This is a genomic window from Streptomyces sp. NPDC057543 (genome assembly GCF_042801895.1).
GTDB lineage: Bacteria > Actinomycetota > Actinomycetes > Streptomycetales > Streptomycetaceae > Streptomyces.
The window spans coordinates 16,018-37,985 of record NZ_JBHVFF010000044.1 but is presented as its reverse complement, the minus strand read 5'-3'; the positions used below and the strand labels follow the sequence as shown (position 1 = coordinate 37,985).

The 21,968-nt window shown below is 70.3% G+C and carries 17 protein-coding genes, 2 pseudogenes and 1 riboswitch; of the genes and pseudogenes, 4 read left to right on the top strand and 15 right to left on the bottom strand.

The genetic code is table 11. From position 1 onward, the window contains the following. Positions 1-50: 50 nt before the first annotated feature. The 6 genes from ACFU8Q_RS10690 to ACFU8Q_RS10665 all read right to left on the bottom strand — a co-directional run bounded on the left by ACFU8Q_RS10690 (position 51) and on the right by ACFU8Q_RS10665 (position 6,198). Positions 51-797 carry a transglycosylase family protein gene (locus tag ACFU8Q_RS10690; RefSeq protein ID WP_384450839.1) on the bottom strand — a complete coding sequence of 249 codons (747 nt, stop codon included), beginning with the start codon at positions 795-797 and terminating at the stop codon, positions 51-53. Between the two features lie 3 nt (positions 798-800). Continuing rightward, positions 801-972: riboswitch (cyclic di-AMP (ydaO/yuaA leader) on the bottom strand. A 299-nt stretch (positions 973-1,271) separates the two neighbouring features. Then, positions 1,272-2,228 (bottom strand): transglycosylase family protein, encoded by a 957-nt coding sequence (locus tag ACFU8Q_RS10685; protein WP_384450836.1) that lies wholly within the window; start codon positions 2,226-2,228, stop codon positions 1,272-1,274. A gap of 105 nt (positions 2,229-2,333) precedes the next feature. Further along, entirely contained in the window at positions 2,334-3,707 is a 1,374-nt protein-coding gene (locus tag ACFU8Q_RS10680; RefSeq protein ID WP_384450833.1) for a cytochrome P450, read from the bottom strand. Positions 3,708-3,736: 29 nt separating this feature from the next. After that, the gene (locus ACFU8Q_RS10675; RefSeq protein WP_266746622.1) at positions 3,737-4,711 is read right to left on the bottom strand and encodes a nucleoside triphosphate pyrophosphohydrolase; all 975 of its coding nucleotides are present in this window, start codon (positions 4,709-4,711) and stop codon (positions 3,737-3,739) included. Between the two features lie 249 nt (positions 4,712-4,960). Then, positions 4,961-5,617: a SurA N-terminal domain-containing protein gene (locus ACFU8Q_RS10670; protein WP_384450829.1), complete on the bottom strand. Its 657-nt coding sequence runs from the start codon at positions 5,615-5,617 to the stop codon at positions 4,961-4,963. Between the two features lie 161 nt (positions 5,618-5,778). Beyond that, positions 5,779-6,198 (bottom strand): GtrA family protein, encoded by a 420-nt coding sequence (locus tag ACFU8Q_RS10665; protein ID WP_384450826.1) that lies wholly within the window; start codon positions 6,196-6,198, stop codon positions 5,779-5,781. On the opposite strand from ACFU8Q_RS10665, the pseudogene ACFU8Q_RS10660 reads away from it, so the two are divergent. Further along, positions 6,182-6,322 (top strand): annotated as a pseudogene (locus ACFU8Q_RS10660) (glycosyltransferase); the annotation flags it as partial. The gene ACFU8Q_RS10665 and the pseudogene ACFU8Q_RS10660 overlap by 17 nt on opposite strands. A gap of 295 nt (positions 6,323-6,617) precedes the next feature. Here ACFU8Q_RS10660 and ACFU8Q_RS10655 read toward each other — a convergent pair. From ACFU8Q_RS10655 to ACFU8Q_RS10640, 4 genes are all read right to left on the bottom strand, one after another. After that, a complete protein-coding gene (locus ACFU8Q_RS10655) occupies positions 6,618-7,451 on the bottom strand; it encodes a glycoside hydrolase domain-containing protein (protein ID WP_384450823.1) in 834 nt (277 codons plus the stop codon). A 245-nt stretch (positions 7,452-7,696) separates the two neighbouring features. Beyond that, the gene (locus ACFU8Q_RS10650) at positions 7,697-9,235 is read right to left on the bottom strand and encodes a protein kinase (RefSeq protein ID WP_384450820.1); all 1,539 of its coding nucleotides are present in this window, start codon (positions 9,233-9,235) and stop codon (positions 7,697-7,699) included. Beyond that, on the bottom strand, positions 9,232-9,864 hold the full coding sequence (locus ACFU8Q_RS10645) for a hypothetical protein (RefSeq protein WP_384450818.1): 633 nt from the start codon (positions 9,862-9,864) through the stop codon (positions 9,232-9,234). Before ACFU8Q_RS10645 ends, ACFU8Q_RS10650 begins: the two co-directional genes overlap by 4 nt. 120 nt (positions 9,865-9,984) lie before the next feature. Continuing rightward, positions 9,985-12,081: an N-6 DNA methylase gene (locus ACFU8Q_RS10640; protein ID WP_384450815.1), complete on the bottom strand. Its 2,097-nt coding sequence runs from the start codon at positions 12,079-12,081 to the stop codon at positions 9,985-9,987. A gap of 275 nt (positions 12,082-12,356) precedes the next feature. Between ACFU8Q_RS10640 and ACFU8Q_RS10635 the strand changes: the two genes are divergently transcribed. Beyond that, positions 12,357-13,196, top strand: coding sequence for a DUF4190 domain-containing protein (locus ACFU8Q_RS10635; RefSeq protein ID WP_384450812.1), 840 nt, complete (start codon positions 12,357-12,359; stop codon positions 13,194-13,196). Positions 13,197-13,224: 28 nt separating this feature from the next. Further along, positions 13,225-13,977 (top strand): hypothetical protein, encoded by a 753-nt coding sequence (locus ACFU8Q_RS10630; RefSeq protein WP_384450810.1) that lies wholly within the window; start codon positions 13,225-13,227, stop codon positions 13,975-13,977. Between the two features lie 78 nt (positions 13,978-14,055). Here the strand turns inward: ACFU8Q_RS10630 and ACFU8Q_RS10625 are convergent, their stop codons facing one another. From ACFU8Q_RS10625 to ACFU8Q_RS10610, 4 genes and pseudogenes are all read right to left on the bottom strand, one after another. Then, positions 14,056-14,808 carry an N-acetyltransferase gene (locus ACFU8Q_RS10625; RefSeq protein ID WP_384450807.1) on the bottom strand — a complete coding sequence of 251 codons (753 nt, stop codon included), beginning with the start codon at positions 14,806-14,808 and terminating at the stop codon, positions 14,056-14,058. Between the two features lie 279 nt (positions 14,809-15,087). Beyond that, on the bottom strand, positions 15,088-15,831 hold the full coding sequence (locus ACFU8Q_RS10620; protein WP_384450804.1) for an HNH endonuclease family protein: 744 nt from the start codon (positions 15,829-15,831) through the stop codon (positions 15,088-15,090). A gap of 172 nt (positions 15,832-16,003) precedes the next feature. Then, positions 16,004-16,336 (bottom strand): annotated as a pseudogene (locus tag ACFU8Q_RS10615) (UTRA domain-containing protein); the annotation flags it as partial. Positions 16,337-16,382: 46 nt separating this feature from the next. After that, positions 16,383-17,432 (bottom strand): aldo/keto reductase, encoded by a 1,050-nt coding sequence (locus tag ACFU8Q_RS10610; RefSeq protein WP_384450801.1) that lies wholly within the window; start codon positions 17,430-17,432, stop codon positions 16,383-16,385. A gap of 115 nt (positions 17,433-17,547) precedes the next feature. On the opposite strand from ACFU8Q_RS10610, the gene ACFU8Q_RS10605 reads away from it, so the two are divergent. Next, positions 17,548-18,015, top strand: a complete 468-nt coding sequence (locus tag ACFU8Q_RS10605; RefSeq protein WP_384450798.1) for a MerR family transcriptional regulator — start codon at positions 17,548-17,550, stop codon at positions 18,013-18,015. A gap of 249 nt (positions 18,016-18,264) precedes the next feature. Here the strand turns inward: ACFU8Q_RS10605 and mfd are convergent, their stop codons facing one another. Beyond that, the gene (mfd, locus tag ACFU8Q_RS10600; protein ID WP_384450795.1) at positions 18,265-21,795 is read right to left on the bottom strand and encodes a transcription-repair coupling factor; all 3,531 of its coding nucleotides are present in this window, start codon (positions 21,793-21,795) and stop codon (positions 18,265-18,267) included. Between the last annotated feature and the right edge of the window lie 173 nt (positions 21,796-21,968).

Below are 21,968 nucleotides of genomic sequence, written 5' to 3'. Positions count from 1 at the left end.
ACGGGGGAATGCGCGCCGGGCCGGGGTGCTCGGGGAGGAGAGGCCCTGGACTACTTGGTCAGGTGCAGCTGCTGACCCGGGTAGATCAGGTCCGCGTCCTTGACGATGTCCTTGTTCAGCTCGAACAGCCGCTGCCAGCCGCCCTCGACCTTGCGGTCGGCGGCGATCTTGCTCAGGGAGTCGCCGGAGACGACCTTGTACTCGCCGTCACCCTTCTCGACCTTCTGGCCGGTCGGGGTGGTGACGGTCTTCTTCGACTCGGCCTGGAGGGCGGCGGAGCGGTCCGAGCGGTTGGCGGCGGGAGCCTCGGCGCGCTCGGCCTTCTTCGGCTGCGCCTGCTGCTTCGGCGCGGCCGGGGCGCTCTGCTGCTTGGTGGCGCCGGAGTTCGAGGAGGAGCCGGTGTCGACACCCGGGTCGACACCGTCGTTGGTCAGGTTGCCGGCACCGGCACAGCCCCAGGCGCCCGGACCCTGCATGGCGAGGAGCTTCTCGGCGGTGGCGATCTGCTGGGCCTTGGTGGCCAGGTCGGCACGGGGGGCGTACTGCGTACCGCCGGCGGCGGCCCAGCTGGACTGCGAGAACTGCAGGCCGCCGTAGTAGCCGTTGCCGGTGTTGATGGACCAGTTGCCGCCCGACTCGCACTGGGCGACGGCGTCCCAGGTGGCGACGGAGGCGGCGGAGGCGCCGGTCGCACCCATCAGCGGAACGGCGACGGCGGCACCGGCGACACCGGCGAGCGTGGCGACCCGGACGGCCTTGGACGGGCGGCGGTGCTTGCCCTTGCTGGAAAACAGCATGGAACTTCTCCTCACCGACGCCTACGAGGTGAGCTGTCGGGTTCGGGCCAAGTGAGTTGCCCGGTCGCACGTCCTAGCACGCGACTTCACCCCAAGCCGGTCCTGATGCGTCTTTCGACGATCGGGCCCGGCGCTTACCTGGGTCCCCCGCTCCTGCCTACGGCGCTTTACGCGTCTGTTCCCTTCGACCGACGGCAGGATTCGGCGTGACGATCGACGGGGCCCGCGGTGCGAGCGGTTCCGACCGTAAACATAGGCAACCCCACTTTCAAAGATGGACACATCGGACAATCTTCCCTTACTCGCATGTGAGGAACCGTCGTTTTCGCAGGTGGGAGGCGATACGGCGGCAGCCTCCGGGCGTGACACGCCAGTTGACGCAAAGAGACCCATGTCTCACTTACGCATAAGCGGACATAGGCCTCTGAACTACCCCGATTTTTGGGGGTCTTTTAGCCGATTTTCAGACCGCCCTCACTCGGCCTTCACGCCGAGATCGAGACTCTGGCCAGGGAGAATGAGGTCCGGGTCGGAGCCGACGGCGCCCTTGTTGGCCTCGTAGAGCGCGGGCCACCCACCAGGAACTTTCTGTGCGTCAGCAATCGCCCAGAGATTGTCGCCGGGGCGGACGGTGTACGTGCCGTCGGCGGCCGACGCGCCCGCGTCGCGTGCGTCGCCGTCGCCGCGGGAGGCATGGCGACCCGACTCCCGGTCCAGGCCGCCGTCCGCACCCCGACTCCCCTCGGGGGCCGGGGCGCCACGGTGCCTACCACCCGTATGGGCGGAGGAATCGGATGAATCACGCGCATCGGGCACTTCGGGCGCGTCGGAGGACGGGGCGACCGACTCGGCGGCCGAAGGCCGCGCGGACGGCTCGGCCCTGTCCGCCGACCCGTCGGCACGGTCCGAGCCCTTCGAGCCCTTCGAGCCCTTCGTGCTGTCCGTGCTGTCCGTGCTGTCCGTGGCACTGCCCGACGGCCTGGCGTCAGCCGGCTCCGCGCTCTGCGTCGACTCGGGGGAGGGCATGATCCCCGGATCGACGCCCGGCAGCACCCCGTCCTCCGCGAGGCCGGAGATGACCGCACAGCTGGGCCAGGCCCGCGGGCCGCGGTCCTCCAGGACCTTCTCGGCCACGGCTATCTGCTGCGCGCGGCTGGCGAGGTCGGCGCGCTCGGCGTACGACTCGCCGCCGTACGCCTTCCAGGTCTCCTGCGAGAACTGCAGGCCACCGTAGAAGCCGTTGCCGAGGTCGGCACTCCACATGCCGCCGCTCTCGCACTCGGCCACCCGGTCCCAGGTCGTGGCGTCGGCGGCGTGCGCGCCGGCCGCGCCGAGCAGCGGGATGGCGATGGCCGATCCGGTCACGCCCGCGGCGACGACGATGGCGGGTGCCTGACGAGGGCGACGGTGTCTGCCGTTCGCGGAGCCCATGGGGATGCCTTCCGTGTGACTGACGAGTGACTGGTGAGTCGAACGGTGAACCTAGCGGGACTCGAACGCGCGTCACAAGTCGATGCAGCGCAGATCACGTGAAAGTCACAGAGTTGACGGAGTGTCACTGCGTGTCGCCGTGGCCCCCGGCGTGAACTCCACGGGCAACGTGCGCAGTCCACGCATGATGAGCCCGCCACGCCACCGCAAATCGGTAGGTTCCACCGCAAGTCGCAGGTCAGGGAGGCGCCTCAGGAGCGTGGTGAGCGCGGTCTGTCCCTCCAGTCGGGCGAGCGGTGCTCCCAGGCAGTAATGGATGCCGTGCCCGTATCCGAGGTGCTGATTGTCACTCCGTGCGAGGTCGAGCGTGTCGGGGTCCTCGAAGCGTTCCGGGTCGCGGTCGGCGGCGGCGAGGACGACGAGTACGGGGTCGCCGACCGCGATCTCCTGTCCGCCGAGCGTCAGCGGCTCGGTGGCGAACCGCCAGGTCGCCAGCTCCACCGGACCGTCGTACCGCAGCAGCTCCTCGATCCCGGTCTCCAGCAGCCGGCTCTCCCCCGCGTCGAGGGAGAGTTGCAGCCGCTCGCGCTGTACGGGGTTGCGCAGCAGCGCGTACACGCCGTTGCCGATGAGATTGACCGTCGTCTCGAATCCGGCGAAGAGGAGGATGAAGGCCATGGCCGCGGCCTCGTTCTCGGTGAGGTGCTCGCCGTGGTCGCTGGCCCGGATCAGCCCCGAGATCAGATCGTCCCCCGGGTTCTCCCTTTTGCGGTGGATCAGTTCGGCGAGATAGCCGCGCATCTTCTTCACCGACCTGGCCACCCCGCCGCGCGGGCCGCCGCCGTGCCGGATCATCATGCCCGCCCAGTCCCGGAAGTCGTCCTGGTCCTCGGGCGGGACGCCGAGCAGGTCGCAGATCGCGTAGATGGGGAGCGGGAACGCGAAGTCGTGGATGAGATCCGCCTTCCCCTCCGTGATGAAGCGGTCGATGAGGCGGTCCGTCAGTTCCTGTACCCGCGGGGCGAACTCGGCGACCCGGCGCGGGGTGAACGCCTTGGAGACGAGGCGGCGCAGCCGGGTGTGGTCGGGCGGGTCGATGTTCAGCAGATGCGTCATCAGCTCCGCCTTGCGCTCGCCCGGGATGCCCGTCTTCCCCTTGGCGTGCGCCGGCTCGGCGTGGTGCGCCGGGTTCTTGGAGAGCCGGGTGTCGGCGAGCGCCTGCCGGGCATCCGCGTACCGGGTCACGAGCCAGGCCTCGACGCCGCTGGGCAGCGCGGTGCGATGCACGGGGCTGTGCTCGCGCAGCCAGGCGTAGGCGGGGTACGGGTCGGTGGCGAACTCCCACGTGAAGAGTTCGGGTGCGTCGGCGGACCGACCGGCGGGGCAGGCGGCGAGGTCGCCCGTCGGCTGATCGGCCGGACGGTCGTCGCGGCCGTCCGCGGGCTGGCCGGCGGGTCGGGCGGCAGGGCTGTGGTTCACCCCCCGACGTTATCCGTTGCCCTCCGCCGCTATCCGTTGCCCTCCGCCGCCCGGATGGCGTCCCGGTAGGCGCGGCCCGCGGCCCGCAGTGCGGCCTCGGGGTCGATGCCGTCGCGTTCGGCGCGTACGGCGAGCGCGAGGAGCTCGTAACCGATGCCGTCGCCCGTGGGGAGCGCCACGTCGAGCTCCGCGGTACGGACCCGGCCGGCCAGTTTCGCCGCCAGGGCCAGCCCGGGCTGGCCCAGCGGCACGCCGTCGGTGACCGAGTCGCGCTGCTTCTCGACTGCCTTGGTCCGCAGCCAGTGGGCGTGGACGTCCTCCGGGGTCTCGGCGGTCTCGTCGCCGAAGACATGCGGGTGGCGGTGGATCAGCTTCTCCACGAGGGTCGCGGCCACGTCGTCGACGGAGAACGGTTCCTCCCCATCCTCAGGGCGGCCGTCCTCCGCGATCCGCGCGTGGAAGACGACCTGGAGCAGTACGTCTCCGAGCTCCTCGCGCAGCTCGTCGCGGTCGCCGTCCTCGATCGCCTCGACGAGTTCGTACGCCTCCTCGATGGCGTACTTGGCGAGGCCCTTGTGGGTCTTCTGCGAGGTCCAGGGGCATTCGAGCCGGATCCGGTCCATGACCTGGACCAGATCGAGGAGCCTGGCACCCGGCAGGTCGTACGAACCGGGCAACAGCTCCAGGTCCGGCATCTGCACCCGCCCCGAACCGGCCAGCCGGGCGAGCCCGTCGGTCAGCGGCTGGTTGCCTTCGCCGCCCGTGAGGACGACGACGCTCCGGCCGCCCGCGCAGGCGTCGACGAGTTCCTGCGCGGTGGGCGCGGACTGCTCGACGGCGACGCCCGCCTCGCGCAGATACGGCAGCTGCGGATTGTCCTGCTCGGCGCAGAGCACCCGGTCGGCGGCGTGCAGCGCCTGCCAGGCGGGCCAGGACAGGAGCCCGGGCGCGACGCGGTGACTGGCGGTGAGCAGGACGATACGGCCGGGATCTTCAGCGTTCACCGTTCGAATCTACTCCGGTCGGTCCGGTCGCCGTTTCCCCGGGCTTCCAGGGTCTGTCCGGCGGATCAGGGTCGGGCGGGGCGTGGAGCCCGGTGCGGTGCGTCGCAAGGCGCCGGAGCGTCCTGAGGTGGGGTCTCCCCTGCTCGAACGGAGTTGAGAGCTTGGGGAAGGAACTGTCGCGCGTTTCGGCAACGCCGCGACGTGCCGTGCCGGGCGTCGCGACCCCAGCCATGATCCGCCGGCCAGACCCTAGGCGCCTGACTCGGCGCCCGCCCCGGCAGGCATGGTGACCTGCTTGATCCAGGGGGCCTTGTAGTTGGCGAGCTGGGTCTGCTTGTCGTCCCAGGCGCCGTAGCGCGGATTGACGTCGACCTTCAGTTCCTTCGACGCCTTGCTGAGCGCGTCGCCGACTGCCTTCTGCCCCTCGGGCTGCTGCAGGTCGGCGCCGAGCGCCTGGGCCAGCTTCGTCAGCTGGACCTGCTCGCGCAGGACGGCATCGATCTGGTCGGGGGCGACCCAGCTCTGCTGGAGCATCGCCGTCCGCAGCTGTGCCTCTCCCCCGGACTGGGCGGCCGCCGCCTTCCGCATCTGCTGGATCTCGTTGCGGCTGACGGTCACGCCCGCGTCCCGCGCGGCCCGGTCCAGGACCCGGTCGAAGATCATGCCGTGCAGCTTGGCCCGGCTGAGCTGCCCGGACTTGTCGATGAGCTGTGAGGCGTCCTTCGAGTCGCGCTGGGCCTCCCGTACCGCCGCCACCTGGCCCTGCAGCGTGGACACCTCGATCCGGTCCCCGCCGACGAGGGCCGCGGCGCCCGGGTGGGCCTGGCTGCCGCAGGCGGTCAGGAGTGGGACTCCGGCCAGCAGGGCGGCGGAGACGGTGAGCGCGGTGCGACGGCGGCGGTGCAAAGGAAACCTCCCGGGGAGAGTTTGTGCATCAGTGCACAAGACCTTGCGGTGATCGATGTTAGGCAGTGGATGTGGTTGAGGCCACTGGTTCGACCAACGATTCGCAAGGAGTTGGGGTTGTGGGATCCCGCACAGAGCTCCGTGGCGTTCAGGAGAGGCGTTCAGGAGACGCGCTCGGCCGCCCGGACCCCGCTCTCCGGGCGCAGCATGATCGTGCGCGAGACGACGAAGGTGATCGGGACGGCCGCCGCGGCCGCGACCAGCGGCGCGTACCGGGTGCTGAACCCGGCGAGGTCGACCAGCAGATAGACACCGCCGGTCGTGATGACGAAGTTCGCGGCATTGGTGAGCGGGAAGAGCAGGAACTTCCGCCAGGTGGGCGGGGTCCGGTAGGTGAAAAGGGAGTTCAGGAAGAAGGAGCCGATCAAGCTCAGCACGAAGGCGAGGGCATGCGCGGCGATGTAAGGCAGCCAGTTCAGCAGGCCGAGGTAACCGCCGTAGTACGTACCGGTGTTCACGACTCCGACCAGGGCGAATCGGGCCATCCGTGCGGTGACGGCCATCGCCGCGGTGCTGGGCATGCTGCTGTTGTCGGTCGCCTTCGCCTACGCGGCGTGGATCGTCGATGTCGCGCTGGTGCGCGGGGTCGACACCTCCGGCTGTGTCACCCTCCTCGTCGTGGTCACCGCCCTCGCCGGGGTCCAGACGGGCAGGTGCGGGGGTGGGCGCGGTGCTCGCCCTGCTGGTGGCGGGGGCGTGGGGAGCCCGGCGCCGACGACGGAACCCGGCCTCCGGGAACTAGCGCCCCTCCCGGCAAGCTTTGCCCCGTCGCGCCGCCCAGCACGCAGGCTCGCGCGTTGGCCAAAAGCCCTGGTAGCTCCTTCCCCGAGCTCTCAACTCCGTTCGAGCAGGGGAGACCCCGTCCAAGGACTTCCGGCCGCCTCGCGATCACACGCACCGGACGACGCTCCTCATGGGGCAGACATTGCCGGTCACGGCACTAGCCCACGATCGCGACCGGCGCGTCCCAGGCGTTCCGGTCGATCGTGAGCGTGCCGCCGGTGTGCGTCACCTTCTTATTGACGGCGTACTGGTGACCACGACGATGCCCCGTGTACAGCGTCGACGCGTACGGGAAACCCTTCGTGGTGGAGTACACGTCGTCATAACGGGCGTACCAGAGGATCTCCGGCAGGTCCGTGCGGTTCGTGGCGTTGGCCACGACGGCGGCGCTGGAGTTACTGAAGCCGTAGAAGCCGGACCAGTAACCCTTGGCCTTGACCGTCTTGTCGAACGACCGGATGTAGGCGAGCACCGTGTTCACACAGGAGGTGTTCTTCGGGTCGAAGTACTCCATGTCCAGGTAGACCGGACTGCCCGGCTTCATGCCGAGCGCCGCTTCCTTCGCCACGGCGTCGTTGGCGTCGGTGACGGCCAGCGAGGTGGCGTTGGCGGCGGTCATCTTCTCCGGATTGGCGCTGGTCTGGCACGGCGGCTGCGCGCCGACGTACAGCGGGACCAACTTCCAGCCGACGGCGCTGACGGACTTCACCCAGGAGGCGGTGAGGTTGGGCTGCGCGCAGCCGCGGTTCTTCCCGCCGACGTACACGGCGGCACCGTGGTAGACGGAGGAGCTGTACCAGCCCTTCATGGTGGTCAGCGACGGCGCGGTGCAGGTGTCGAAGACGTGCCCGGTGTAGATCTTCGGCGCGGGCCTGGAGACCGTGGTCGCGGTGGCGGCCTCGGCGGCGAACGCACCACCGGCGAGCACGGCGACGCCTGCCACGGCCAGGGAGATACGACGGCGCTTCTTGGATATGCGATGAGAAGGCACAGAGACCTCGGCAGTGCTCGAAAGAAGTGTGAGGCCGACGGGGCAGGCGGGTCGTCAGCCGCCCCGGCGGCAGATCACGGTCTCACACCGCGATCACCGACTCACCGACAAATGGGGCGTTCCGCTCAGCCGTTGCGAAAACTTGGCGTGCTCATTGCCTTCACGTGCGGCACCCTCCGCAACCTGATGAAAACCCCGTGAAATGGCGCCGGTGATGTGGCCCGCCGCGCCGGTCGGTCGCCGGGTCAGCCGCCGTGCACCTCCACCTGGCGGTCGAGCCGGCGGCGCAGCTCCACCGGTAGTGGGTGGTGCGGTCCATAGGCCCGCTCCGTGTCGTACAGCAGCCCCTGCAGCTGTACACGCGCCGCCACGTGGTCGCCTACCGCGAGCAGCAGGTGCCCGATGCGGTTGCGGATCTCGAAGGAGCGGGCCGGATCGTTGCCCGTGGCGTGGTGGTTCTCGTAGTACGGGAGAACGGCGCGGTACTCCGCGAGCGCGGCGGCCGGTTCGCCGAGCTGTTCCAGGCACTGGGCCGCGTCGTAGCGGAACTGGAGCGTCTGGGCGTCGGCCGGGCCGGCCTCCGCGGCGCGGTCGTCGGCGAGGCGGCGCAGTTCGGGCAGGGCGCGGCGGAACTGGCCGTCGTCCATCAGCGTCGCCGCGTACTGCTTGCGCAGGATGCGGACCACGGCGGAGTCCTCGCCGTGCTGTTCGGCCGCGACCGGGAGGATCGAGCCGAGGATGTCCACGGCCTGGGTGATGCGGCCCTCTCCGAGCAGCTTCTTGACGTCGTCGACGGCGGCTGCGACATCGGGCCGGGCGGCCGTCGGTGCGGGTGGCGCCGGGGGTGGGGGCGGTGTGGTGGCGCGGTCGGGCCAGGGGGCGTGCGGGCGCAGGAAGGGACGGGTCGGATCGAGCGGCCCGGTGGGCAGCCCGTTGCTCCGGGAGGGGAGCAACGGGGCGAGGTGTTCGTACACCTCCTGGGCGTCGGCCGGACGGTGCTGCGGGTCCTTGGCCAGCAGCCGCAGCACCAGCGCTTCGAGCGGTTCGGGGATGTCGGGCCGGATCCGGCGGACCGGGAGCGGCGGCTCGTAGAGGTGGCGGTGCAGCACGCCGAGTGCGGTCGACCCCGCGAACGGCACGTCGCCGCTGAGGAGTTCGTGGAGGAGCACACCGAGTGCGTACAGATCGGTGTACGGGCCGACGGCACCGCCCATCGCCTGCTCGGGCGCCATGTAGGCCGGGGAGCCGATCGGTGAACCGGTGTGCGTGAGCCGGGTGGTGTCGGTGTCCAGGACGGAGGCGACGCCCAGGTCGAGGACGGTGACGGTGCCGTCCGGACGCACCATCACGTTGCGGGGCTTGAGGTCGCGGTGGACGATCGGCACCGCGTGGACGGCGGAGAGGACGGCGCAGAGCTGGGCGGCGACCGCGACGGACCACTGCCAGGGGTACGGGTCGTGCTCGGCGAGGTGGTCGGCGAGGTCGGCGCCCTCGACGTACTGCATGACGAGGAACAGGTCGTCGCCGTCGCTCCCCGCGTCGTGGACCGTGACCAGACCCGGGTGGTCGACCTGGGCGGTGACCCGGCACTCGCGGACGAAGCGGCGGCGCAGCTCGTCCGAAGCCTCGCTGTCGACGGGGCCGGTGACCCGGTCGGGGCGGAGCAGCTTCACCGCGACCCGACGGTCCAGGCGCTGGTCGTAAGCCGTCCAGACCTGACCCATGCCGCCCTGGCCGAGGACGGTCGCCAGCTGGTACCGCCCGCCGATGACGCGTCCGCTCACCGGTTCTCCTCCTTACGGAGGTAGTCGCTCAGCTCGTCGAGCTCGGCGCGGACCTGGTCGATGCGCTGGGGCTGCGGGTGAGGGCTCCGGGGGTGCGGTTGGGAGTGAGCCGCGGGGTGCGGTCGGGGCTGCTGGTGCGGCTGTGGTGGTGCGGCGGGCGGCTGTTGTACGGGTGCGGCGGGCGGCATCGGAGTGGGGAGCGGTGCGGCGGGTGCCCGTGCGGGCATCGGCACCGTGGCCGCGTATCCGTACCCGGGCGCGTACCCGCCCATGACGCTTCGCTTCGTGAGCTGTTCGTAGTGGCGGATGTCCCCGACGAGGTAGTACGCGGGAGCGGCCACCATCATCACCAGCAGCAGCGGTATGAGGACGTTGTCGATGCCGCTGGGGTCGTCGTTGCCGTCCCTGCCGAGGATCGGCAGCAGCACGCAGACGAACACGAAACCGACCCCGGTCAGCCACCAGTCGGACGCCCGGCGGCGCACGATCGCGAGGCGGAGGAGCGGGCTCCACAGCAGCAGTCCGAGCGAGCCCACCGAGAGCACGATGAACAGCACACGCATCGAGACGATCCAGGCCCGGCCGGGAACCCGGCGTGGTGGCGTCGGCGGATGACCCGGGGCGTACATGGCTGCTCCTGGAGACCTCGTCGTTGAACGTCCACGCACACGCTCGATGCACGCAGACCCGAGCGTAAAGGGCGACACCGACAACCCGCCCCGGGTTGTGCGGAACCGTTGTGGTTCAGCTCACTGTGGCGTGACCGTACCGTCCGTCAACCCGTCGTACATCCCCTGGACCAGCTGTCCGCCGAGCCGCCCGGCCAGCCGGAGCGCGTCCTCGAACTCGGCGAGGGCGCGGAACCGTTCTCCGTACCTCCGCTGTTCCGCGAGTGGCAGCCGGGGCAGTTGGAGGCGGCGGGCGTCCAGCCGGGTGGCGGTGGAGGCGTAGCTGCTGGCCTGGCGGTTGTTGGCGGTGCCGCGCAGAAAGCCGGCGAGGAACCAGGGGTCGAGGGCGGCCGGATCGGGGCGCAGCAGCTGGAGGTTGCGGCCCAGCGCGGCACCCGCGGTGGACTCGTCGATGACACGGGTGACGGAGCCGCCGCCGAGCACGGGGACGACGACATCGCCCGGTTCGACGAGGACGGGCTCCTCGGAGGGCCCGTCGACGGGGAGGCTTCCCGAAGGCGCGGCCGAGCCGAGGACGTCGTGTTCCGTGAGGACGGGGGCCGGGCCGGTGCCGGAGCCGCCGGTGCGGAGCTGGAGTGCGCCGGCGCGGGCGAGTTCGCCGACGGTGGTGAGCGGCCAGCGGGCCGGCTCGGCGGGGGTGACGGCCGGTGGGGTGAGGGTGCCGGTGAGCCCGAGCGTCTCGGTGAGCCGTTCCCGTACGCGGATCAGTTCGGCCGGCCCGCCCGCGGCGGCCGGGGGCGGCAGATGGCGGGCGGGGGCCAGGTCCACGTCGTCGTCGAGGAGTTCGATGACGGGGACGGCGCTCGCGCCCACCCCCTTGGCAGCGTCCTCGCGTTCGCCCTCGAACCACCGCCAGGCGTCGAGCACGGCACTGCGCACCGCCTGCCAGTCGAGCCGGTCGCGCCCACCTGACGGAGCGACGGCCGCCGGGCCCGCCGAGGGGGGCTCGACGGCTTCGGCGGTGTCGATGAGCAGCAGTTCGGGCGAGGGGTGCGGGCCGCTGCCCGGCTTGCGCAGCACCCAGAGGTGGAGCGGGATGCCGTACGGGGGTGCGGCGCCGGCCGGGAGCGCGATGACGGCGCGCAGGGCGCCGCGGCGCAGCAGGTCCGCGCGGATCCGGCGACCGGAGCGGCGCGATGCGGCGGCCGGGGGCATCAGGAGTACGGCGGTGCCGCCTTCGCGCAGATGGGCCAGGGCGTGTTGGACCCAGGCGAGTTCGGACTCCGTACGGGCCGGGAACCCGTACTCCCAGCGCGGGTCGTACGCGAGCTCGTCGTGGCCCCAATTGCGTTCGTTGAACGGCGGGTGGCAGAGCACGGCGTCGGCGGCGAGCTGCGGGAAGGCGTCGGCGCGCAGGGTGTCGCCGGCCCGCGCCGCGAGAGCGCAGCTGTTGTCGGGGTCGGTGTGCAGGGCGAGCCGCAGTGCGGTGAGCGCGGCGAGGTCGGGGTCGGCTTCCTGCGCGTACAGGGCGGTCGGGCGGCCGACGGCGCGCAGCAGGGCGCCGGTGCCCGCGGCGGGGTCGAGGACGGTGCGGGCGGGCTGCTTCCCGGTCTCCACCAGGGCGGCCATGAGTTCGGCGAGTCCGGGCGGTGTGAGCGTGTACTGGCGTGGGTTGGCGTCCAGTTGGCGGCCGAGCAGGAACTCGAAGGTCTCCCGGGCCCCGGTCCCCGCGGCGAGCTCCGCGGCGCCCCGGAGCAGTGGAATGGACGGGAGCAGTTCGGCGCGGCCGGGGGTGTGAACAGCCCGTCCGGCTACCGTGGCGGGCCCGAAGCGGTCGGCGAGCAGGTCGTTGAGGGCGAGCGACAGCACACCGGCCATCGCCTCGTCCGACACAGCGGTGATCTCCTGCCAAGCGGTGGGGCTGTTTCGTCGGAGCAGCAGGGCGCAGCCCGTGTGGACCAGGGCGGGGACCGCGCCGGCCGGGTTTCCGGCGAGCTGCTGCCAGACCCGTTCACGGAGAGGGACCTCGGCGAGTTTCCCCTGGTCACGTAGCCATCGCTCGACCTCGGGCAGGGCGAAGGACGGACTCGTCTCGGTGCCGCCGACGGGCTTGGGGAAGTCGGCGTGGCGGCGGCGCCAGTTGCTGACGGCGGCCCGCCCCACGCCCGCGAGCCGGGCGATCCCCGCCGCGGTCACCTCTGTCGAGTTCTCCGGCACTGACTGTCTCCCTGGTCCTGGCACTGGCTGGTCCTGGCACTGACTGTCCTGGCACTGGCTGTCCCGGCACTGGCTGTCCCGGCAGTGGCCTTCGTGCGGTGCTGGCGAGCATACCGATCCCGGTTACGGGCCGCCGATTCACAGCGTGCATCAACCCCTTCAGCGTGAACCATGTTGACTCGGTTCACAAGCTCTGCTGTTATTGCCCCATCGCTACAGGAGCGATGCACAGAACCGCTCACCACCCATCTCTGCATTCGCCGGAGGGCACAGCCATGTCCCAGTTCACGCAGCCGCCGCAGTCCCCGCAGCCCCAGCAGCCGTACGCTCCCGCCCAGATGCCGGGCGCGCGCCCGGCCCGAAACGGACTGGGCATCTCCGCCCTCGTCCTGGGCGTCATCGGCGCGGTGTCGGGGCTGATCCCGTTCTTCTTCTGGCTGGCGGGCATTCTCGGCGTCATCGCCCTGATCCTGGGTCTGGTGGGCCGGGGCCGGGCCAAGCGGGGTGAGGCCACCAACAAGGGCATGGCCACCTTCGGCGCCGTCCTCGGCCTGATCTCGCTGATCCTCTCGGTGGTGGGCGCGGTGATCACCTTCAAGGCGGTGGACGACGCGGTGAACGACCTGAACAAGGCGGTGTCGGACACCACGGCCTCCGCGAAGCCGAAGCCCGGCGGCGACGGATCCGCCAAGAACGGCGGATCCGACAAGAAGAAGGACACCGGAAAGGCGCTGGAGGCCGGCGACTCGGCCGTGTACGACGACGATCTGACGGTCACGGTCGGCGACGCCACCTCGTACACCCCGGACGCGTACGCCGCCGGGCACACCAAGGGCAACAAGGCCTACCGGGTCGCCGTCGTCATCGAGAACGCGGGCAAGGAGAAGTTCGACTCCGCGCTCGTCAGCGTCGCGGCCCGCGACGGCCAGGAGGGCGCGGACGCCGAGCAGATCTTCGACGGCAAGGTCGGCGAGGGCTTCAGCGGAACGATCCTGCCGGGCAAGAAGATCACCGTCCAGTTCGCCTTCGACGCCCCCGCGGACGCCAAGAGCCTGACGGTCGAGGTCAACCCCGGGTTTACGTACGACGCCACCCAGTGGGACCTGAAGCTCTGACCTTCTCTCCCGACCGGAGCCGACCATCATGCGCCCACTCGCCCGCACCACGACAGCCGCTCTCAGCACCGTGACAGCCCTCGCCCTCACGGCGGCCTGCGGCACGCTCATCGACGACGAGCGGCCCGCCGCGCCCTATGCGCGGCTGACCGGCCCCGAGGTCGTCAACAAGGCCCTCGCGGCGACCCGGAGCACCAAGTCGGTGCGCATGGCGGTGGAGACGACTTCCGCCGAGGGCCCGGTCAGTGCGTTCGTCGCCACGGATGTCAGGGGCGCGTGTACGGTCACGCTCTCCATGGGCGCGGCAGGCACCCTGGAGCTGGTGCGGACGGAGGGCACGGTCTACACCCGGTCCGACGCCGCGATGCTGAGGGAGGACGCCGCCCAGGACGGCCCGCGCAAGAAAACCGCCGCCGACATCGAGAAGCTCACCGGCCGCTGGGTGAAGGCCCCCACCGGCGACCCGCACGCAAAGCTGGCCGAGCGCTACTGCGACCGGGAGACGTTCCTCGGCCTCCTCGCCCACAAGAGCGGGACGGCCCGCAAGGGAAAGACGACGACACCCGGCCCCGATTCCACTTCCGGCGTCACCGCCCTGACCGTCAACGGCAGGACGGACGAGGGGACATGGACGGCAAGCATCGCCGCCGAGGGCAGGCCCTACCTGCTGAGAACGCGTCTGCCGGATGACGCCGGAGGCACCGGCCGCCCCCTCACCGTCGAATTCTCCGGATTCAACGAGCCGTTCTCGGTGAAGAAGCCGCAGATCTCAGTTTCTTGAGCCGCCCGACATCACGGCGCCCTTGGCCAGTCGGACACCACGGAACCCGCCCCACCCGGGCGGGTTCCGTCAGTGCGTTCACAGCCGATGCCGCACCCACACATGGGGCTCCACATACACCGCGTACTTCCGTTGCACCGAACAGCGCACCGGCATCAGCGCGCCCGGCACCTCCACATCACCCGCATCGTCGAACGGCAGCCCGGTGCACCTCCGCCACTGCTCCAGCGAACCGACCACCCGCATCGACTCCGCCGCGATCCCTACGATCTCGCCGCCCGCCCGCACATGGACGCGCAACCAGGGGTCGCATGGCAGCCCGTCCTCCCGGGTCCGGTACGCGTACTCCTCGATCGGCGCCCGCATCTCCAGGTGCTTGGCGTTCGGCCGTACCGGCGCGACGACCTCGGCGAATCCGAGCCGCCCGGCGTTCGCCCGCATCACAGTGAGCATCCGACCGGCGATTCCCCGCCCCCTGCGGTCCCCGGCCACGAAGATCTCGATCGCGCCGACCGTGTCCGGCACCCGTCCGTCCCGCAGATCCACGAAGGCCCACAGCAGCACTTGGGCCCAACCGGCGTCGGGCAGCTCCCCGCGCCCCGGAACATCCACCGCTCGCAGCGCGAACGGCACGCTGAACCCTCGTGCGACGACCGTGCCGTCCGGCTCCGTCGCCACGAGCGAGTACTCCGGAAACTCTGCGGCGATCCGCCCGAAGTACTGTCGCCCCACCGGGTCCTGCCGCAGGAAGTGGGGCCGGGTATCAGGCATCCGGAGCACCGCGTCTGCCAGCTCGGGCCGTTGGGCGAGGGTGGTGATGGTCAGCTCCATCCCGCTCACGCTAGTGCCGTGACCGGCAATGTCTGCCCCATGAGGAGCGTCGTCCGGTGCGTGCGATCGCGAGGCGGCCGGGAGTCCTTGGATGGTGTCTCTCCTGCTCGAACGGAGTTGAGAGCTCGGGGAAGGAGCTACCAGGGCTTTTGGCCAACGCGGCGAGCCTGCGTGCTGGGCGGAGCGGCGCGGCGCGGCGCGGCAAAGCTTGCCGGGAGGGGCACTGGTCACCGAGCGCCCGGCCGGGGCTTGCGCCCCGGGCATCCACGCGAGCGGAGTTCACCCCCCGCACTGCTCCAGCATGGCCTGCTTGTCGGCGGCGGTGACCGGCAGTTCGTACTTCAGCGACACCTGCGCGAACCGCACCGCGTACGAGCAGCGGACCGGCTTGTACGGCGGCAGCCAGGACGCCGGCCCCGAGTCCCGCTTGGCGTTGTTGGCCGGGCCGTCGACCGGGATGAGATTGAGCGGATCGTTGGCGATCTGCTGCCGCTTGGCGTCGTTCCAGCGGGCGGCGCCCATCTGCCAGTCGTACGAGAGCGGCATGACGTGGTCGATCTGGACCTTGGTGGCCTGCTGCTTGCGCCAGTCGATGGTCGAGCCGGTGTACGGGTCCTTGAGGGTCATCGACACGACCACGCAGTCCGATCCGGAGCGGAACTTCACGTCCTTGCCGTCCCTGGCGAGGAGGTCGTTGCGGGTGTCGCAGCCGTTTCTGGCGAGCGGTATCCCGTCGATCGAGTCCTTCCAGGCGTAGCCGAACTTGTCCCGCGCGTACCCGGTCTTCGGGCCCCGCCCCTTCGTCGCCACCTTCTCGATGATCTTCCGGCCGGCTGCCCGGTCCGTCTCGGAGGTGAGCGGTGCGAGCCCCGGCTTCGTACCGTCGGCGTTGTCGAGCGGACTCGCCCCGAACCCGGTGACGGCAGCCTGTCCACCGCCCTGTTGCCCGCCCCCGGAGGACGTCTGCTCGGGGTCACAGCCGGCCAGGGCCAGCACCGCCGCCGCGCCGATGGCGGGCAGCATCACTCGGTACGTGCGGGGAGGTATCACTCGAAGCCGTCCTGACGGGGAGAGAGCCGAACCCGGGAATCCTACGGAGGTCTTCCCCCGTGAGGCCTGTTCATGACTTCGGTTCGAGCCGGATGCGGCCCGAATCACACGTCTCCGGCTGACCGGCGAGAACAGAGCGCCCGACTCACTCGGCCGTGAACTCGTACTGCACTTCGTACAGATGGCCCGCCTGGACCACGCCGGTCGCTTCGATGGGCCGCTCGTCGTCGCCGTAGATCACACGCGGCGTCCGCAGAACCGGCAGCCCACCGGGCAGCCGCATTGCCTGGTACCGGTCTTGGGTGGGCAACCGCGCCGAGACCCGGTCCACGCCGAGTCGCGGCCGGTAGCCCGGTTCCGCGAGCAGGGTCGGCGTGCCGCCGGGGCTCTTTCGGCGCTCCGCCATCGCCGCGCCTCGGGCGATCTCCAGCGGATAGTACGAGGAGACCAGCTCGGCGGGTGCGTCGTCGATCGCGACGCTCATGCCGCCCGAATGACGAACCCGTTCACCACGATCACGTCACTCAGGCCGCGGCGCGTTCGGCGAGTGGGCGGCGCCGCAAGGCGGTGTCGGTCAGTGATCGCGGGGGGAAGGAGGCGCTGGGGTTGTAACGGTTGATCCCGGCCGGCACGATTTCGTCGATCCGGTCGAGGGCCGCGTCATCCAGGGTGAGCGCGGCGCCTTTGAGCAGATCCTCCAGCTGCTGCATGGTCCGCGGTCCGATGATCGCGGAGGTGACGGCGGGGTGGGCCACGGTGAAGGCTACGGCGAGCTGCGGGAGGGTGCAGCCGATGCTTGCCGCGAGTTCTATGAGTTGTTCGACGGCGTCGAGCTTGGCGGCGTTTTCGGCGATCGCGGGATCGAAGAATGCCGGTCGAAGAGCGGCGCGGCCGGTTGCCAGGTCGATGGGCCGGTCCTTGCGGTGCTTGCCCGTGAGGAATCCGAAGGCGAGGGGGCTCCAGACCAGTACCCCCATTCCGTAGCGCTCGCAGACGGGCAGGAGCGAGGCCTCGATCCCGCGGGCCAGAATCGAGTAGGGCGGCTGGGCGGAGCGGAAGCGTCCGAGGCCGCGCCGCTCGGAGACGTGATGTGCCTCGACGATCTCCTCGGCCGGGAAGTTCGAGCAACCGAAGGCGCGGATCTTCCCCTGGCGCACGAGGTCACTGAGCACCGAGAGCGTCTCCTCGATGTCGGTGGAGTGGTCGGGGAAGTGGACCTGGTAGAGGTCGATCCAGTCGGTGTTCAGACGCCTGAGGCTGTCCTCGACCGCCTTGAGTATCCAACGCCGTGAGTTGCCACTGCGGTTGCGGCCTTCGCCCATCCGGAAGTGGACCTTGGTAGCGAGTACGACGTCGTCACGGCGCCCACGCAGCGCCTTTCCCACGATTTCCTCGGACTCCCCCTGTCCGTACATGTCGGCGGTGTCGACGAAGTTGATCCCCTGGTCGAGGGCGGCGTGGATGATGCGGACACAATCGTCGTGGTCGGGGTTGCAGCCGTCCTGGAACATCATGGTCCCGAGGCAGTGGACACTGACCTCGATGCCGGTTCGGCCGAGGGTGCGATAGCGCATGGTGGTGCTCCCTTACTCATTCAACGGATCACGCAGAGCGACAGAGGCGTCGATCGCACGAGGCACCCTAGGAACTAGACCCGGCTCTAGGTCAACCCCCGTTAATCTGACCGGCATGGCTGAGATCACGACACGTCTGAGCATCGGACAGGTCGCCGAACACACCGGTTTGAGCGTTCACGCGCTGCGCTTCTACGAGCGCGAGGGCCTTTTCATCCACTCCGTGCAACGCGGACCCGGCGGGCGCCGCGTCTACAGCAGGGATGACGTGGAGTGGCTGACCGTCTGCATCATTCTCCGAGCCTCGGGCATGCCCCTGCCCATGCTCCGCCGATACGCCGACCTCGTCAGAGAAGGCGCCGGAAACGAGGAAGAACGACTCGCGCTCATGCGCGAGCACCACGAGCACGTCACCACCCAGATCGGCAGGCTCACCGAGTCCCTGGACCTGATCAGGTTCAAGGTCGGGGTATATGAGGACCTTGTCGCCCAGGGCGGCACCGCCCACCAATGTCACGCCCCATCCCCTTCGACCGACGAAGAACGCACGCCACTGCTTCGCCACGAAGCAGTGGTCGAGTAACCGGCAACGCACCACGATCGCCCGTCGCGGCTTCACGGCGACCTTCGCCGTCCGACTCAAACGCGCAACCGCCCTGGAGGTCCGTGACAGTGGGCCCGGTCACCGGTGGTTCAGCGCCTCGATGAGACGCCTGCTCGGGGCGCGGGTCACACCTCGTGAGCGAACTCGCCGACGACTTCGGGGTCGATGATCACGTCGTCGGCAAGGCCGTGTGGCTGGTGTTCACAACCGCGCCCGCGCCCACCCGCCTCACGACCCCAGGATCGTCGTGAGGAACTCCCCCGTCCACGCCAGCAGTTCGCGGCCGACGACCGGCTTGCCGCCGATCCTGCCGGTGGTGGGGCGGGGAACCAGGATCTGGTGGACGGCCGGCTTGATGATCGTCTTCGGGTAGAGGCGCTTGAGGCGGAGCTCCTGCGATTCGCGCAGCTCGACCGGGGCGAACCGGATGTTCGAGCCCTGGAGCACGATCTCGCCGACGCCGCAGGCACGGGCCAGCATGCGCAGGCCCGCGACCAGGAGCAGGTTCTCGACCGGCTCGGGGAGCTTGCCGTAGCGGTCGGTGAGTTCCTCGCGGACCGCCCTGATGTCGTCCTCCGTGTTGGCGGAGGCGATGGCCCGGTACGCCTGGAGGCGCAGCCGCTCGCCGGGGGCGTAGTCGTGGGGGACGTGGGCGTCGACCGGGAGCTCGATCTTGACCTCCAGGGGCGGCTCCTCCTCCACGCCGCCTTCGAGGGACGCCCGGTAGTCGGCGACCGCCTCGCCCACCATGCGTACGTACAGGTCGAAGCCGACGCCCGCGATGTGGCCGGACTGTTCGCCCCCCAGGAGGTTTCCGGCGCCGCGGATTTCGAGGTCCTTCATCGCCACGTACATGCCCGCGCCCATCTCGGTGTGCTGGGCGATCGTGGCCAGACGCTCGTGGGCCGTCTCGGTGAGGGGCTTCTCCGGCGGGTAGAGGAAGTACGCGTAGCCGCGCTCGCGGCCCCGGCCGACCCGGCCGCGCAGCTGGTGGAGCTGGGAGAGACCGAAGTTGTCGCCGCGCTCCACGATCAGGGTGTTGGCGTTGGAGATGTCGATGCCGGACTCGACGATCGTCGTGGAGACCAGGACGTCGAACTTCTTCTCCCAGAAGTCCACCACCACCTGTTCCAGGGCCTGTTCGGACATCTGGCCGTGGGCGGTCGCGATCCTCGCCTCGGGGACGATCTCGCGCAGCCGGGCGGCGGCCCGGTCGATCGACTCGACGCGGTTGTGGATGTAGAACGCCTGGCCCTCGCGGAGCAGTTCACGGCGGATGGCCGCGCCGATCTGCTTCTCCTCGTACGGTCCGACGAAGGTGAGGACCGGGTGGCGCTCCTCGGGCGGCGTGGTGATCGTCGACATCTCGCGGATGCCGGTCACGGCCATTTCGAGCGTGCGGGGGATGGGCGTCGCGGACATGGTGAGGACGTCCACGTTGGCGCGGAGCTTCTTCAGCTGCTCCTTGTGCTCGACGCCGAAACGCTGTTCCTCGTCGACGATGACCAGGCCCAGGTCCTTGAACTTCGTCTCGGAGGAGAAGAGGCGGTGGGTGCCGATGACCAGGTCGACAGAGCCCTCGTGGAGCCCTTCGAGCGTCGACTTGGATTCGGAGTCCGACTGGAAGCGGCTCAGTGCCCGTACGTTGACCGGGAATTGGGAGTAGCGCTCGGTGAACGTGCCGTAGTGCTGCTGGACCAGGAGGGTCGTGGGGACGAGGACGGCGACCTGCTTGCCGTCCTGGACCGCCTTGAAGGCCGCCCGTACCGCGATCTCCGTCTTGCCGTAGCCGACGTCGCCGCAGATCAGCCGGTCCATCGGGACGGACTTCTCCATGTCCTCCTTGACCTCGGCGATGGTGGTGAGCTGGTCGGGCGTCTCCGCGTACGGGAAGGCGTCCTCCAGTTCGCGCTGCCAGGGTGTGTCGGGGCCGAAGACATGGCCGGGCGCCGCCATCCGTGCCGAGTACAGCTTGATCAGGTCGGCGGCGATCTCCTTGACGGCCTTCTTGGCGCGCGCCTTGGTCTTCGTCCAGTCGGCGCCGCCGAGCCGGTGCAGGGTGGGTGCCTCGCCACCGACGTACTTGGTGACCTGTTCCAGCTGGTCGGTCGGAATGTAGAGGCGGTCGCCGGGCTGGCCACGCTTGGCGGGGGCGTACTCGACGAGGAGGTACTCGCGGGTGGCGCCCTGCACGGTGCGCTGCACCATTTCGATGTAGCGGCCCACCCCGTGCTGTTCGTGGACGATGTAGTCGCCGGTCTCCAGCGTCAGCGGGTCGATCGTCTTGCGGCGGCGGGCCGGCATCCGGCCCAGGTCCTTGGTGGCGGTGCGCTGGCCGGTGAGGTCCGTCTCGGTCAGTACGGCGAGCTTGAGCGCCGGGTCGACGAAGCCGTGGTCGATCGCGCCGCAGGAGACGTGGACCAGGGACGGGGAGATCTCGGCCAGGTCGGGATCCAGCCGGGCCGCGATGCCCTCGCCGCTCAGCACCTCGACGGTGCGGGAGGCGAGCCCATGGCCCTCGGTGACGTACACCGTGCGCCAGCCGTCGGCGATCCAGCCCTTGGTGTCGGCGAGCGCGCGGGCGGTGTCGCCCCGGTACGACTCCGGGGCGTGCATCGTGAGCTTGAGGGTGTCCTCGTCGAGCTCCTCGTCCGCGGCGAACGGGGAGACCGACCACCACATCATCTCCAGCTCGCGGGCCCGGTCGCGGACGTCCGCGATGCCCCACAGGGAAGCCGCGCCGACATCGATCGGGGCCTCGCCGCCGCCCGCGGTCGCCGCCCAGGACGCCTGGAGGAACTCCTGGCTGGTGGCGACCAGGTCGGCGGCCCTCGTACGCACCCGCTCCGGGTCGCAGACCAGCGCCATCGAACCCTTCGGCAACACATCGAGCAGCAGCTCCATGTCGTCGACGAGGACCGGGGCGAGGGACTCCATGCCCTCCACCGCGATCCCCTCGGCGATCTTGCCGAGCAGCTCGCCCAGCTCCGGGTGCTGCTCGGCGAGGGCGGCGGCCCGCGCGCGGACCTCGCCGGTCAGCAGCAGCTCCCGGCAGGGCGGCGCCCACAGCCCGTGCTCGGCGATCTCCAGCGACCGCTGGTCGGCGATCTTGAAGTAGCGGATCTCCTCGACGTCGTCGCCCCAGAATTCCACCCGAAGGGGGTGCTCCTCGGTCGGCGGGAAGACGTCGAGGATGCCGCCGCGCACGGCGAACTCGCCGCGCTTCTCGACCAGTTCGACCCGGGAGTACGCGGCTGCCGCGAGCGCGTCGACCGTCGCGCCGAGATCGGCGCTCTGTCCGATGCGCAGCGCTACGGGTTCCAGGTCGCCGAGCCCCTTGACCTGCGGCTGGAGCACGGAGCGCACCGGTGCGACGACGACCTTGACCGGGCCGGTCTCCGGGTCGTCCTTCCTCGGGTGCGCGAGGCGCCGCAGCACGGCGAGGCGGCGGCCCACGGTGTCGGAGCGGGGCGAGAGCCGCTCGTGCGGCAGGGTCTCCCAGGACGGGAACTCGGCGATCGTGTCCGGCGGCAGCAGGGTGCGCAGCGCGGCCGCCAGGTCCTCGGCCTCCCGGCCGGTCGCGGTGACGGCGAGCACGGTCCGGTCGGTCTCGCGGGCCAGCGCGGCCACGGCGAAGGGGCGGGCCGCGGGCGGACCGACGAGGTCGACATGCATCCGGTGGCCGTCGGTGGCGGCCTTCACCGCTTCGGAGAGTGCCGGGTCACGTACGACGACATCCAGCAGGCCGTGCAGGCTCATGAAGGGCTTCCGTCCGGGTAACGAGGGCGAGGTCTGACAGCCGGCTGCTGCCAGGGGGCAACGCGTAGGGGCAACACGAAGGACCCGACACGTCTCACGGGCCGGGGGTTCCCAGCGTACGACTCCGCCGTGACAGCCGCGCCCGCAATCCGGCTCAGCGGGTCGGATCCGGC